Genomic DNA, 12,662 nt, shown 5'->3' with positions numbered 1-12,662 from the left:
GGGCAGAACGCTCTAGTGCATGTGGCTCCCGCCGTTGATGTCCAGCGTCACTCCCGTGAGGTAGGAGGAGTCCTCGGAGGCGAGGAAGGTGATGGACGCGGCGATCTCCTCGGTGGTGGCCGTGCGCCCGACCGGGATGCCCGCGGCGATGGCGGCCTCCTGCTCGTCGGTGCTGCCCACGCGGATGTTGGTGTCGACCGCCCCGGGGGTCACCGCGTTGACCGTGACCCCGGTCGTGCCCAGCTCGCGGGCCAGCGCCTTGGTGAAGCCCAGGATGGCGGCCTTGGCCGCGGAGTAGGGCACCTTGCCGAAGACCCCGCCGCCGCGCTGGGCGGACACGGAGGACATGTTCACGACCCTGCCCCAGCCCTGCTCGATCATCTCGGGCAGGAACGCCTTGGTGACCAGGTAGGTGCCGGTGGCGTTGACGTCCATGACCTTGTGCCACAGCTCCAGGGTGGTCTCCAGGAACGGGACCGGGGAGGTGATCCCGGCGATGTTGACCACGGCCCCCACCGGCGGAAGGGCGCCGGCAGCGACCTCGGCGGCCACCGCGTCGTGGGCGGCGGTCACCGAGGCCTCGTCCGCGACGTCGATCGCGTGGCCGAAGGCCGGCACGCCGCACTCCTGCCCGATGTCCTGGGCGACCCGGGCGGACTTCTCGGCGTCGAGATCGAGAATCACCACCCCCCATCCTTCACGAGCGAAACGGCGGGCTGTGGTGACTCCGATGCCCTTCTCGGACGTGGCTCCGGTGATGACGGCGGTGCGCTGAACGATCGACATGGTGCTCCTAGGGTGAGTGATGATGGGTTCTACAGCAGTGACGTGATGTGCGCGGCGGCCACGCGGGCGGCCGCCGGGCGCTGGTCGTGGCTGACGTCGCGGGTCTCGAGCTCGAGCGAGAAGTGGCCGGTGTACCCGACACGCTCCAGAGCCCGCAGGCCGGCGGCGAAGTCGGCCTCGCCGTTGCCGATGCTCAGGTTGATGTTTCCCGCGGTGGCGTCGCGCAGGTGCACGTGGGTGAGCTGCTCGGCGAAGCTCTCCACGAAGCGCACCGGATCCCCGCCGGAGGCCACGATGTGGCTGAAGTCCATGACCACACCCACGCCGGTGCCCTCGAGCTCGTCCGCCAGCCGCCGCGCGCGGTCCTCGTTCCAGCACAGCCGGAAGAAGTGCAACGACTCGCACCACAGCTCGACGCCGGCCGCCGCGGCCCGCCGGGATGCCTGGGCCAGTTCCCCGGCCACCGTACGGACGTCCTCCTCGAGGGAGCGGATCGGCTCGTGGTCCAGCGCCCCGCAGGGCAGGACGAGGGCCTCGGCGCCGACGGCGGCCGTGAGCTCGAGGAGCATGTCGAGGTGGTCCGCGCGCTCTGCACGCTGCGCCTCGTCCAGGACCACGTTGAGATCACCCACGTCCCCGTTGACCGAGCGCACGCGCAGACCCGAGTGGTGCACGTCGGCGGCGACCTGCTCGACGGCAGCGGCGTCCAGCACGTAGGGGACGTGGTCGCAGACCCCCGGCAGGGCCCCCAGATCGATCTCCTCGAAGCCGAGCCCTCCAATGGTGCGTAGCGCCTCGGGCAGCGGCTGGTGCCGGAAGCTGATGGACGAGCAGCCCAACCGGGAAGAGATCATGCGATGCCGTCCTTGCCTGTAGCCGTCGAGAACGTGTGCTGTGCATCACGCTATCGCGGCCGACTGTTGACAGTCAACATTCGTCATCTCGGTGTGACTCTTTCGTCAGGAAGCCAAAGGGCTGCGCCCAACCCGCGCGGGGACCACAGACCCTGGAATGCTGACGTCATGAACTCACCACAGTCCTCGGCGGATCGCGCTGTTACCTCGGCCGAGACCGCCACGCGCCCCGCCGAGCCGGACCCGGCCACGCACGTCATCGTCCTTCCCGGAGGCGGGTACGCCGGTCACGCCGACAACGAAGCGGAGCCCATCGCCGAGTGGCTCGGGCAGCTCGGACTGTCAACGAGCGTGTTCCGCTATCCGGTGCACACCAGGCACCCGGGTCCGCTGGAAGCGGTACGGGCCGAGATCCGCCGGATCCGGACGAACGGTGCCGAACGGGTCGCCCTGCTCGGATCGTCCGCCGGCGGGCACCTGGCCGGCCATGCCGCCCTGAGCGCTGCACCTTCCGCCCTCGAGCGAGTCGACGCGGTGATGCTCTGCTATCCGGTGGTGTCCATGGAGCTCGACACCGACAAGGGCAGCCAGGAGGAACTCCTGGGTCCCTCCCCCAGCACCGAGGAACGGGTCGCAACGTCCCTTGACCGCCTGGTGACCACGACGGCACCACCGTTCTTCATCTGGCACACCGCCGACGACCCGTCAGTGCCGGTGCAGCACTCCTACCTTCTGGCTCTGGCCCTGGCAAACGCGGACGTACCCCACGCTCTGCACGTCTTTCCCGCAGGGACGCACGGCCTCGGACTGGCCGAGGGCAGCGGGGAGCCAGAAGCCTGGCCGGGACTGTGCGCGGCATGGCTGTCCGCATTGGGATGGCCGCGGTGATCCCGGCGCGACACCGCACCGACGGGACCGGAGCGACTGGGCAGGAGGAGGGCAGCAGCAAGGATGTCCATCGCTTGCCGGCCTTGAACCGGGCCTGACGCGACGTCGTCGAAACGATCCGTGTCCGGCCCCGGCGTCCACAGGCCAGCCGGCGGCTGCGCGACCACACCCCCGGGCCGGGGCTGTGGCCGCTGCCCGGGGCAGGCCGAACAGACGTCAGTGGATGGCGCCCCGGGTGACCGGAGGTCGTGGGGGTCCTGTGTCAGATGAGCTCGATGACGTCGGCGATCGAGTCCCGGACCCGTCCGGGGCGGTACGGGTAGGTGGGGATGTCGGATGCTTGTGTGGATCCGCTCAACACCAGAATCGTCTCCAGCCCGGCTTCGATGCCCGCGACGACGTCGGTGTCCATCCGGTCACCGACCATCACCGTGGTCTCGGAGTGGGCCTCGATGCGGTTCATCGCACTGCGGAACATCATCGGGTTGGGCTTGCCGACGAAGTACGGAACGGCACCGGTGGCCCGAGTGATCAGGGCCGCGACCGCACCGGTCGCCGGCAGCGGCCCCTCGGCTGAGGGTCCGGTGGCGTCCGGGTTGGTCGCGATGAAGCGCGACCCGGACTCGATCAGCCGGATCGCCTTGGTGATGGCCTCGAAGGAGTACGTCCGGGTCTCCCCCAGGACCACGTAGTCGGGGCTGACATCGGTGAGGGTGTAGCCCACTTCGTACAGCGCGGTGGTCAGGCCTGCCTCACCGACCACGTACGCCGAGCCACCGGGGACCTGGTCGGCGAGGAACCCGGCGGTGGCCAGCGCAGAGGTCCAGATCGACTCCTCGGGCACGGTCAGCCCACTCTTGGCCAGCCGGGCCGCGAGGTCTCGGGGGGTGTAGATCGAGTTGTTGGTCAGCACCAGGAAACGGCGTTCCTGGTCGACGAGGCGCTGCAAGAAGTCAGCGGCGCCCGGAAGGGCCTCGCCCTCACGGACGAGCACCCCGTCCATGTCCGTCAACCAGCACTCCGGACGGGAACGATCCATGACCACACCTCCTGAGATTCGTCATCAACTGTCGACGATGCTACTGCCGGCACCTGATGCCCTCCCTGCGCCCTTCCCACGCCCTGTGCACGGTGACCGGCATCGTCCGTCATCGACGCCGAGGGCAACTGGCCTGTCGGATCGCCCGGTGTCCGTCGGCGTGCAGATGCCGTGCTGTCAGCGCGTGCGCCGCCCGGCGAGGACCAGGCGGCGGGTGAGGCCTGCGCCACGGGCCACGACGCGTTCGAGAGGTCCCTGTCCGAGGGTGCGGTGCCAGGCGGTGGCGAAAAGCGCGGCCACCCCGATCTGGAGGAAGATCCACAGGTAGGGCTGGTCGTAGTGCACCTCGGCGGACAGGGCCAGCAGATGAGCCGAGTACAGGGTGAGGGTCATGGTGCCCATCGCGCTCAGCGGCAGCACCCAGCTCCCGAAGCGGCGGGTGAGCAGGAGGAAGCCCCCGAGCACGGCCGCCCCCGAGCCCAGGCCCATCGCCAGGGCCAGGGGCGTGTTGGTGTGCGGACCCGCAATCGCCAGCCACCACCAGGTGGTGGTCGGCAGCACCGGGTCCGGGCCGAAGACGATGATGTCGTCGATCCCGTCCTCGGTCAGGGCCGGGGTGTGGGTCATGAGCTGGTCGTAGCCGCCGGCCTGGAGGATCAGCACCCAGTAGGCCAGCCACGCCACCACGGCGACCCCGAGGCCGACCAGCAGCAGGCCGGCCTGGACCTGGATGCCGGCCAGGTTCAGCCGCCCGATCCCCAGACCGACCAGCAGGTAGGCCAGGTACGGCAGGGCCGGATAGGTGCCGGTCAGCAGCAGGTGGGCGAGGGTGGCCCCGGGGTCGGCGGCCAGGTCGGCGAAGCCGGGGTTGAGCGCCGCGGCGGCCGGCAGGGCCTCACGGGTGGCGTGCATGAGCACCGGGGCGGCCAGGGCGAACACCGCCGCCCAGCGGAAGAGGGCCTTGGCGGACAGGCTCAGGAACGGGATGGCCAGGACGAAGAAGGTCCCGTAGTAGATCAGGATGTTGATCGCCGGGATCTCCTCGGCGGTGGCGCCCGGGATCAGCGGGTTGATCGCCAGGCCCAGGGCGGTGATCAACCCGGCCCGGACCAGGATCCCGGCCCCAGTGGCGTTCATCGCCCGGCCGGTGTGGGCGGTGCGTCCTCCGGAGGTGAAGGCCAGGCTCACCCCGGCCAACAGCGCGAACAGGGCGGCGGAGCGTCCGGCGAAGAGCGTCCACTGGGCGGTGGGGGCGAAGGTCTCCGGGTCCCAGGCGGGCAGGATGTGGATGGAGACCATGCCGATCAGTGCCAGGCCGCGGGCCGCGTCGATCCCGACCAGCCGCCGCTTGCCGCCGGCGGCGGCGGCAGCTTCCGTGGCGTCGTCGGAGGTTGTCCCTTCGGGGGCTCCCGCACGGGTGGTTGCCCACGGTGTGGTCTCTGCGGGGACTGCTCCGGATACGGAGGCCGGACGGCGGTCGCTGACCAGGGCGGATCCAGCGGACCGTTCCCCGCGCCCCCGTCGGGCTCCTGGCGTCGGCGCAGGGAGCGGGCAGACCGTCATGGGTGTTCTGCACCGGCTGACACCGACCGCGCATCGTGATCATGGCGTGCGAATGAGATCGCAGAGACGGGCACCCCGGGCACTTCGGGGTGAGACACCGCACCTGTTGTCCATCCGATGGCCACCGGGAGGTCATCGACGCGTCGCAGACTGGGGCTGTGCCAGCACGATGCCAGTGCCAGGACAGAGCCCACCGGGCGGAGCCCGCCTGCGCCCTTCGTGGTCCTGGACAGGCTGTCACGGGGAACCGGATTGTGGCGGATCACCACAAGGTGCCGGCACACCACGACCACATCGGACCAGCTGTCGGTTCCGCTCGAAGTTTGAGCTGTTTGTCCGTGCGAATAGTGAGCACCTCGCGGGGTTGTTCTAGTTTGTCGGTCCGGTCTCGGTGACGGAAGGCAGGGTCTCGATGCTGGTGTGCCGGATGCGGTAGCTGGTGCCCTTGGTGGTGATGATCTCGGCGTGGTGGACGATGCGGTCGATCATGGCCGCGGCGATCGTGGTGTCCCCGAAGACCTCGCCCCATCTCGAGAAGGGCAGGTTCGAGGTGATGATCAGCGAGGCCTTCTCGTAGCGGGTCGAGACCAGCTGGAAGAACAGGTTCGCCGCCTCGGCCTCGATCGGCACGTAGCCCAGCTCGTCGATGATGACCAGCGGGATCCTGGCGATCTTGGCCAGTTCCGCCTCCAGGCGCCCTGTGGCGTGGGCGGTGTGCAGGCGGGTGATCCAACCGGTGGCGGAGTTGAACGCGACCCGGTGCCCGGTCCGGGCCGCGGCGATCCCCAACCCGGTGGCCACGTGGGTCTTGCCGGTTCCCGGGGGCCCCAGCAGCACCACGTTGCCGGCCTGCACCAGGTACGCCCCGGCTTCCAGGCGCGCGATCACACCGCGGTCCAGGGAGGGCTGGGCGGTGAAGTCGAAGTCGGTGAGCGTCTTGATCGCCTCGAATCCGGCGGCCTTGATCCGCAGCGCGGCCCCCGAGGCGGCCCGGGCGGCGGCCTCGGTCCCCAGTACGGCGGCGAGGTACTCCTCCAGGCTCCACTGCTGGGCCCGGGCGGTGTCGGCGATCCGGGCGTAGTCGGCGGCGATCCGGGGGGCCTTCAGTTCCCGGGCGTGGTGGAGGATTTGCTTGTCCGCATCCGTCAGCGCCCGTCCAGCGGGCTCGGTGGTCGGGCGCATCAGGCGACCTCGATCCCGAAGAGCCGGTCGTAGACCCCGAGATCGGCGACCTCCACCTGCCCGCTGCGGCCGGTGCCTGTGGTGCCGGCGGTGGCTGCGGCCTGGTGGGTCCGGCGCATCGCGGCCGCGGCGGCCACGTGGGCCGGGTCCGTGACGGTGGCCCCGGATCCCCAGGCCCGCTGGTGGGCGGCCACAGTGCGCCCAGCACAGGTGACGGTGACGGTGTGCAGGTCCACGACCACCTCGACCAGGCGCCCGATCGCGCCCGGGTGCACGGAGTAGGCGGCCCCGCCGGCAGTGACGAAGTAGTCCCGGGGCAGGCGCGTGGTGAACCGGTGCCCGTACACCGGGTCCACCGGTGGCAGGGGCCCCATCGTGTTCCGCTCGGCGGCCATGGCCTGCACCGGGCGGGTGCGGGTGGTGCGGTGGGTGCGCTGGTTGGCGATGACCAGCCAGCCGGTGAGCTGGTCCTGGAAATCCCCCGGGGCGGCGAAGGTGCGCCCGGGCAGGAACGAGGTGGCCAGGTACCCGTTGAACCGCTCGACCACGCCCTTGGTCTCGGGGTCGTAGGGGCGGGCCTGCACCAGGCGCACCCCCAGTGCCCCGCAGAACCCGGCCACGCCCTCGGCGAGCTTGCCGCCGCGGCCGATGCCGGCCTCGTTGTCCCACAACAGTTGCCGCGGCACCGCGGAGAAGCCCTCGGCCAGGCACCACCACATCCCCGCCAGCAGGTCCCCGGTCCTGCGGCTGGGCAGCACCACCGCCGACGCGTAGCGGGAGTGGGAGGCAACCATCACCAGCACCGGGAAGTCCCGGGCCACCCCGGCGTGGTCCGGGATCAGCCGGCCCGGGAACCACAGATCGCACTGGATCTGCTCCCCGGGATGATGGATCAGCCGGTCCGCCGGATCCGCGAGTCGGTAGCCCGGGCGCAACCGGGCCACGTTGGCGTAGAACCACGACCTCGACCCGGTCCAGCCGACCCGCTCGGCGAGCACCGCGGTGGGCATCGACGGGAAACGGCCCAGCAGATCCCGCACCGCGGCCTCGACCTCGCTGAAGGCCCCCTCCACCGGCGGGCGCGGTGCGTAGGACGGCGGGTCCGTGGAACGGAGCGCCTTCGCGACCGTGTTCCGCGACAGCGATAACCTCCTGGCAATCGCCGCCTGCGACAAGCCCTCCACCCGCTGCAGCTGACGGATCAGCGCCCAATCCTCCACAGTGATCACTCTCCAATCGTTGGACGAGCTGCTCACTTTTCGACCGGAACTTCAGCTACCTATTCGACCGGAACCGACACCAGCGGCTCCGTGCACTGGAGCCGCCGCCAGCAGGGATACGAACAGGCCAAGGCGCCCTTCATCCCCCGCACCCTGGGCGTGACGGTGGGGTTGCTCGCGGCAGGCGGAGTGTCGACGACGGAGGAATACTGACCCGCGGGCGCCGTTGCGCGTCCACCATCCATCCACCCGGTGCTCACCGGCTGGTCATGGGCGTGGCCCAGGCTGAGGGCTCAACTCGACCTAGAAAGGGGTTGGACACCATGGCTGACACCGTGTCGTCCATCGACGACCTCACCACCGTGCACGTCGGGAACCGACTGGAGGCCTGGTCCAACGGGGTGCTGCACCACCTCGGGATCGTGGAGGAGAAACTGCCCGAACTGGGGGTGCTGTGGATCCGCGAATCCGGCACCGGCCAGCGCAAGATGCTCGACGTGCTCAGCTACGACCTCCGTGTGCGCTGACCCCCCGACCAGCAGAGGACCTCTCACCGAGACGGTTTCCGGGTACAAGGGTCGGTTCTCGTTCACCCTGTGGGCCAGGGCCACGAAGAACGCGCCGGGAGGTTCCCGGCCGTCTCCGCGAAAGTTCCGCGCCCGGCAAGAACAGCCTCTTCCGCCACAAGGACACGATCATGAGCGCATCCACCACCCTCACCTCGGATCGGAGCGATCCAGCCCGATCCCCTGGCCCGCACCGCAGGGTACGCTCCTGCCTGGGACCGGAGGAGGCCTTCCCCGATGAGCTGGGTGGCCTGAGCCTGGCCGAGCTGCAGGTGCTGCACTCCCGGATCTGCCGCCAGCTCGAGCGTGAGTACCTCACCACACCGCACGGACCGCACCCCTGCACCACCGACCGGCTCCACGACGTCCTGGGCGAACTCGACGCCCGCGACAACGCCTGAGCCGGCAACCGTGCCGCACGGCACGTGTCAGCTGATCTCCTGCGCGCCGAGGACGGAGAGCAGTTGCAGCTTCTCGTAGCTCTCGGTGCCAGGCACCGCGGTGTACACCAGCAGCAGGTGCGACTGCTGCGGGTCCAACAGCGTCTGGCAGTTCAGCTCCAGCGTCCCGACCTGCGGATGCACGAAGCGCTTGACCTCCTCGGGCCGGACACCGACCTCGTGCGCGTCCCACAGGTTCCGCAGCTCCTCACTGCGCGCCAGGGCCAGCTCGGCCAGCTGCGCTGCCCGGGAGGCGGGCCCGCGCCGGGTGACGAGCGTGCGCAGGTGCGAGGCGTACAGGCGCGAGAGAAACGCGTGGTCCTCGGGCGCGTACAGGGCCCGGGCGCCAGGGTCGATGAACCAGCGGTAGCCCAGACTGCGGGCCGGGCCGGTGTATCCGGTGGCGTCGCCGGTGAGCGCGACGCCCATCGGGGTCTGGCGCAGCGTCTCACCCAGCTCGGTGACGATCTCGGCGGGGGTGTCGACCAGGCGGTCGAGGATGCGCAGCAGGCCAGGGCTGATGTGCTCGCTGAGCGCTCCGCGCGTGGGCGGGTGGTGCCCGGCGAGGCGGAAGAGGTGATCGCGCTCGTCCAGATTCAGGTGGAGGCCCTGCGCGATGGCGGCGATCATCTGCTCGGAGGGGCGCGGGCCGCGCTCACGCTCCAGGCGGGCGTAGTAGTCGGTCGACATGTGGCACAGCGCGGCGACCTCCTCACGGCGCAGGCCGCTGGTCCGCCGGCGCCGCCCCCGAGGCAGCCCCACGTCCTCCGGCTGCAGCGCCTCGCGCCGCCGGCGCAGGAACTCCGCCAGCCCCGCCCGATCAATCACTGTCCTGTCGGTTCCTGCCCGGTCGATCATCGGCCCACCTCTCCGTCGACTCAAGGCTCCTCGTCCCTCCCGCTCATTCGTACAGCACAGAACCACCCTTCAGCCACGGCCCGCCGATCCCACCTTGAGCCGGCACAGCGAACGGCACCACCGTGGCGGGCGCGGCGGGTTCGCGCCAGGGGTGGATCGACAGGCCCTGGTTGGGGTCGGCGCCGCGGCCGAGGCTGGAGGCACAGCCCGACCCATCCAGGAGGACACCGTGGCCAATCCATCGCCCGTCGACACCCGCCGGCCTCAGCACCCCCGGCCCGGCAAGGAGCCGTTCAGCCGCCCCCGGACCAGCGAGGCAGCGCCCGGTGCCAGCGCGCGAGCGCGCCGCGTGCTCGAGCTGCCGGAGCCCGTGGAGCGCTCCGCGGGGCGCGCCGTCGCACACCGGACCCTGGACCGCTTGGGCGGACCGGTCGGCCTGGCAGTGGCCGCGGCCCCGACCATCGCTTTCGTGGCCGCCGAGGCCGTCGCCGGGCTCGGCACGGCACTCATTGCGCTGGCCGTGACCGCGGTGCTGGCCTGCGCGGTGCGCCTGGCGCGCCACGAGCCGCCGGGGGTCGCGATCGCCGGGGTGCTGGTTGCGGCGGTCTGCGCGGGCGTGGCGGCCCTCGCGGGTGAGGCGCGTGCCTTCTTCCTGCCCACCACGCTCCTGCCCGCGGTCTTCGTCGCGGCCCACGTCGTCTCGCTGATCGCCCGGCGGCCGCTGATGGGCATCGTCGTCAACCCGTTGGTCGGCGGGCCCAGCGCGTGGCGCGAGCACCGCGACCTGCGCCGGGTGTACACCGTGAGCACGCTGGTCATCCTGGTCATGGCCAGCGCGAACCTGCTCGTGCGGGTGCTGTTCTACCTCGAAAGCCAGCTCGCGGTCCTGGCCGCGATCCAGGTCGGCGTCCCGGCGCTGTTCGCCGTCCACTTCGCCGTCACCGTGGTCCTCGCCCGCCGCGCGGTGGGCAGGCCCACCACCGGGTCCACGCCCCGCGCCCCCCGCCCCGCTCGCCCCTGACACCATCCGACCCTGACGCCGTTCACGCCCGATCACCACGACCACAGGAGCAACGTCATGCCTCGCACACCGCAGTACACCGTGCCCGATCTGTCCGGGCGGCGCGCCGTCGTCACCGGAGCCGGCGACGGGATCGGCTTCGGCATCGCGCGTCGGCTCGCCGCCGCCGGCTCCGAGGTGGTCCTGCCGGTCCGCAACCGCGCCAAGGGCGAAGCCGCCGTCGCCCGCATCCGTGCCGAGCACCCGACCGCCCAGGTGTCACTGCGCGAGATGGACCTGTCCTCGCTGCGCTCGGTGGCCGCCCTGGGCGAGCAGCTGCGCGGTGAGGGGCACCCCATCCATCTGCTGATCAACAACGCCGGGGTGATGACCCCGCCGGAGCGCCAGGTCACCGACGACGGGATCGAGCTGCAGCTGGGCACCAACCACCTCGGACACGTTGCGCTGGTGGCGCACCTGCTGCCGCTGCTCGTCGCGGGCCGGGCCCGGGTCACCTCGCAGATCAGCATCGCGGCCAGAAGCGGGGAGGTGAACTGGAGCGACATGAACTGGGAGACCTCCTACGCCGGCATGCGCGCCTACAGCCAGTCGAAGATCGCCCTGGGCCTCTTCGGGCTCGAGCTGGACCGGCGCAGCGGCGCCTGCGGCTGGGGCATCACCAGCAATCTCTCGCACCCTGGTGTCGCCCCGACGAGCCTGATGGCGGCGCGGCCGGAGATCGGCAGGGAGCGGGACACCCCCAACATCGCCGTGATCCGCCGCCTGTCCCGAGCGGGGATCCTGGCGGGCACCGTCGACAGTGCGCAGCTGCCGGCGCTGATGGCTGCTACCTCGCTGCAGGCCCGCGGCGGGCTGTTGTACGGGCCGAAGGGACCGGGGAATCTCGGCGGCGGCCCGGGCCGGCACGCCCTGTTCCGCCCCCTGCGCGATCTGCAGGCGGCCGAACGTATCTGGAGGGTCTCCGAGGAACTCGCCGGGGTCTCGTTCGCCACGTCCGCGCCGGCGCCGTGGTGAGCACTGACGTCGAGGCCGGCACCACAGTTGTGGGCATCAATGAGTGATGAGCCCGCTTCGAACCCCGAGCGTGCGTTCTACCGTCCGTGCCCAGAGGATCCTCGGGGAGAGGGAAGGCGCTCCTTCACCCACGCGACGCCGTGCGGCTCATCGAGTAGACGACGGGACCTGCCGGGATCGCAGTGGTGGCGGTGGTGGCAAATCCAAGACGCTGGTAGAGGTGCACGTTTCGTTCGTCCGAGGTCTCCAGTACGACGGGCTCCCCGCGCCGGTCAATCAGTGCCAGGCCCGCTACGATGACCGCTGTTCCCAAACCCGCGCCTTGCCGGGCAGGGTGAACGCCGACCGTCTCGAGGGTCCATGAGCCCACCGGGGCGGCAGGCAGATCCAGGCCGGTGAGGGCAGTCAGACGTGCCCCGAGGAGTTCGGCGATCCGATGCTGTGTCGGTGCTGGTGGGTCCGCCGCATCCGCCGGGAGGAAAGCGGCGACCGCACTCACCTGCTCGTCCACGAGCACGAGGCCGTGCTCGAGGGTGTGCGACAGATACAGTCGCTGGATCTCCTCCAGACGCGTGCGGTAGCCGTCTGCGGGAACGGTCCACCGCGTCCACGAGTACGTCTCGAAGGCAGCGGCGAGGACCCGTGCCGCAGCGTCCAGGTCAGAAGTCGCAGCGGGGCGGATGCGGGGACTCATGGCTGGTTCTCCTGGACGTCGAAGGGCGGTGCCAACAGCCGGCCGACCCCACAGCACAGGTCAGCGGATCTCATGATCGTCACAGGCACGTCCGCGGCTGGCCGCCCAGGCTCGTCGGCTGCTCCCCTCCGCAGAACCCGGTGGCCACCGGTTGTTCCGGGGGCGCCGGGCGCGCCGCGGACGAGCCGCAGCGGTGAGCAACCTCTACCGCAGCACGGTAGGCCGCTAACGGGCCACTTGTGAAGCGGTGGGGAAGAAGCCGCTCTTGACTCCACTGCCCACGAGTCAATCAGCGACTGTTCCGGCCCTGAAGGTGTGGTGGAGCCCTCGCCCTCAGTGCACGGTGATGTGCCTCAGGGTGTCTCGTCCGGGCCCAGGCGGCGGTACCGTCCCTGGAAATACAGCAGAGGTTCGAGCGCGTTCGGGTCCTGCTCATCATGGCCGGTGATGATCGTGATCCCGGAGGCGTAGTGCCCCAGGGAGTCCCGGAAGGCCCGGGGGTCGATGTCCTGCCGGTCGGCTGCTGTTTGCATGGCC

Annotated in this window: 14 protein-coding genes; 5 read left to right on the top strand and 9 right to left on the bottom strand. The window is 70.6% G+C overall.

Features of this window, described 5'->3' with window-relative positions; translation table 11 throughout:
- Nucleotides 1-12: 12 nt before the first annotated feature.
- Together EQG70_RS09035 and EQG70_RS09030 are read right to left on the bottom strand one after the other, a co-directional pair.
- A complete protein-coding gene (locus EQG70_RS09035) occupies nucleotides 13-786 on the bottom strand; it encodes an SDR family NAD(P)-dependent oxidoreductase (RefSeq protein WP_031282360.1) in 774 nt (257 codons plus the stop codon).
- A gap of 29 nt (nucleotides 787-815) precedes the next feature.
- On the bottom strand, nucleotides 816-1,640 hold the full coding sequence (locus EQG70_RS09030) for a sugar phosphate isomerase/epimerase family protein (protein WP_109269305.1): 825 nt from the start codon (nucleotides 1,638-1,640) through the stop codon (nucleotides 816-818).
- Between the two features lie 168 nt (nucleotides 1,641-1,808).
- Here EQG70_RS09030 and EQG70_RS09025 point away from each other — a divergent pair, with 168 nt between their 5' ends.
- Nucleotides 1,809-2,528 carry an alpha/beta hydrolase gene (locus EQG70_RS09025; RefSeq protein WP_109269306.1) on the top strand — a complete coding sequence of 240 codons (720 nt, stop codon included), beginning with the start codon at nucleotides 1,809-1,811 and terminating at the stop codon, nucleotides 2,526-2,528.
- Nucleotides 2,529-2,790: 262 nt separating this feature from the next.
- Here EQG70_RS09025 and EQG70_RS09020 read toward each other — a convergent pair whose 3' ends face one another.
- The 4 genes from EQG70_RS09020 to istA form a co-directional block, all read right to left on the bottom strand.
- Nucleotides 2,791-3,567, bottom strand: a complete 777-nt coding sequence (locus tag EQG70_RS09020; protein ID WP_109222680.1) for an HAD-IIA family hydrolase — start codon at nucleotides 3,565-3,567, stop codon at nucleotides 2,791-2,793.
- Between the two features lie 177 nt (nucleotides 3,568-3,744).
- Nucleotides 3,745-4,866, bottom strand: a complete 1,122-nt coding sequence (locus tag EQG70_RS09015) for a heparan-alpha-glucosaminide N-acetyltransferase domain-containing protein (protein WP_244296697.1) — start codon at nucleotides 4,864-4,866, stop codon at nucleotides 3,745-3,747.
- A 633-nt stretch (nucleotides 4,867-5,499) separates the two neighbouring features.
- Nucleotides 5,500-6,312: an IS21-like element helper ATPase IstB gene (istB, locus tag EQG70_RS09010; protein WP_109269308.1), complete on the bottom strand. Its 813-nt coding sequence runs from the start codon at nucleotides 6,310-6,312 to the stop codon at nucleotides 5,500-5,502.
- Nucleotides 6,312-7,532 (bottom strand): IS21 family transposase, encoded by a 1,221-nt coding sequence (gene istA, locus EQG70_RS09005; RefSeq protein ID WP_109269349.1) that lies wholly within the window; start codon nucleotides 7,530-7,532, stop codon nucleotides 6,312-6,314. The genes istB and istA overlap by 1 nt, the downstream gene beginning before the upstream one ends.
- A 323-nt stretch (nucleotides 7,533-7,855) precedes the next feature.
- Here istA and EQG70_RS09000 point away from each other — a divergent pair, with 323 nt between their 5' ends.
- Both EQG70_RS09000 and EQG70_RS08995 read left to right on the top strand, forming a co-directional pair.
- Complete coding sequence (locus EQG70_RS09000; protein ID WP_126350191.1) at nucleotides 7,856-8,059, top strand: hypothetical protein; 204 nt, start codon at nucleotides 7,856-7,858, stop codon at nucleotides 8,057-8,059.
- Nucleotides 8,060-8,229: 170 nt separating this feature from the next.
- Complete coding sequence (locus EQG70_RS08995) at nucleotides 8,230-8,499, top strand: hypothetical protein (RefSeq protein WP_126350192.1); 270 nt, start codon at nucleotides 8,230-8,232, stop codon at nucleotides 8,497-8,499.
- Nucleotides 8,500-8,526: 27 nt separating this feature from the next.
- On the opposite strand, the gene EQG70_RS08990 is transcribed toward EQG70_RS08995, so the two are convergent.
- On the bottom strand, nucleotides 8,527-9,366 hold the full coding sequence (locus EQG70_RS08990; RefSeq protein ID WP_109269310.1) for a helix-turn-helix transcriptional regulator: 840 nt from the start codon (nucleotides 9,364-9,366) through the stop codon (nucleotides 8,527-8,529).
- Nucleotides 9,367-9,625: 259 nt separating this feature from the next.
- Here EQG70_RS08990 and EQG70_RS08985 point away from each other — a divergent pair, with 259 nt between their 5' ends.
- Nucleotides 9,626-10,417: a DUF3159 domain-containing protein gene (locus tag EQG70_RS08985; RefSeq protein ID WP_167508876.1), complete on the top strand. Its 792-nt coding sequence runs from the start codon at nucleotides 9,626-9,628 to the stop codon at nucleotides 10,415-10,417.
- Between the two features lie 57 nt (nucleotides 10,418-10,474).
- Nucleotides 10,475-11,431 carry an SDR family oxidoreductase gene (locus tag EQG70_RS08980; protein WP_109269311.1) on the top strand — a complete coding sequence of 319 codons (957 nt, stop codon included), beginning with the start codon at nucleotides 10,475-10,477 and terminating at the stop codon, nucleotides 11,429-11,431.
- A 124-nt stretch (nucleotides 11,432-11,555) separates the two neighbouring features.
- Here the strand turns inward: EQG70_RS08980 and EQG70_RS08975 are convergent, their stop codons facing one another.
- On the bottom strand, nucleotides 11,556-12,125 hold the full coding sequence (locus EQG70_RS08975; RefSeq protein ID WP_109269312.1) for a GNAT family N-acetyltransferase: 570 nt from the start codon (nucleotides 12,123-12,125) through the stop codon (nucleotides 11,556-11,558).
- A gap of 353 nt (nucleotides 12,126-12,478) precedes the next feature.
- Nucleotides 12,479-12,658, bottom strand: coding sequence for a hypothetical protein (locus EQG70_RS08970; protein ID WP_126350196.1), 180 nt, complete (start codon nucleotides 12,656-12,658; stop codon nucleotides 12,479-12,481).
- Nucleotides 12,659-12,662 lie beyond the last annotated feature (4 nt).

This window comes from Kocuria rosea (genome assembly GCF_006094695.1).
In the GTDB taxonomy this organism is placed as follows: Bacteria; Actinomycetota; Actinomycetes; order Actinomycetales; family Micrococcaceae; genus Kocuria; species Kocuria rosea.
Note: the sequence above shows the minus strand (reverse complement) of the source record. Positions and strands in the feature narration are given on the sequence as shown.

Bases quoted from the DNA above. Each gene is read 5' to 3' on its own strand.
- EQG70_RS09025 (WP_109269306.1), top strand. From the start codon at position 1,809: ATGAACTCACCACAGTCCTCGGCGGATCGCGCTGTTACCTCGGCCGAG.
- istB (WP_109269308.1), bottom strand. From the start codon at position 6,312: ATGCGCCCGACCACCGAGCCCGCTGGACGGGCGCTGACGGATGCGGAC.
- EQG70_RS08970 (WP_126350196.1), bottom strand. From the start codon at position 12,658: ATGCAAACAGCAGCCGACCGGCAGGACATCGACCCCCGGGCCTTCCGG.
- EQG70_RS08995 (WP_126350192.1), top strand. From the start codon at position 8,230: ATGAGCGCATCCACCACCCTCACCTCGGATCGGAGCGATCCAGCCCGA.
- EQG70_RS09015 (WP_244296697.1), bottom strand. From the start codon at position 4,866: ATGGTCTCCATCCACATCCTGCCCGCCTGGGACCCGGAGACCTTCGCC.
- EQG70_RS08975 (WP_109269312.1), bottom strand. From the start codon at position 12,125: ATGAGTCCCCGCATCCGCCCCGCTGCGACTTCTGACCTGGACGCTGCG.
- EQG70_RS09035 (WP_031282360.1), bottom strand. From the start codon at position 786: ATGTCGATCGTTCAGCGCACCGCCGTCATCACCGGAGCCACGTCCGAG.
- EQG70_RS08980 (WP_109269311.1), top strand. From the start codon at position 10,475: ATGCCTCGCACACCGCAGTACACCGTGCCCGATCTGTCCGGGCGGCGC.
- EQG70_RS09030 (WP_109269305.1), bottom strand. From the start codon at position 1,640: ATGATCTCTTCCCGGTTGGGCTGCTCGTCCATCAGCTTCCGGCACCAG.
- EQG70_RS09020 (WP_109222680.1), bottom strand. From the start codon at position 3,567: ATGGATCGTTCCCGTCCGGAGTGCTGGTTGACGGACATGGACGGGGTG.
- EQG70_RS09000 (WP_126350191.1), top strand. From the start codon at position 7,856: ATGGCTGACACCGTGTCGTCCATCGACGACCTCACCACCGTGCACGTC.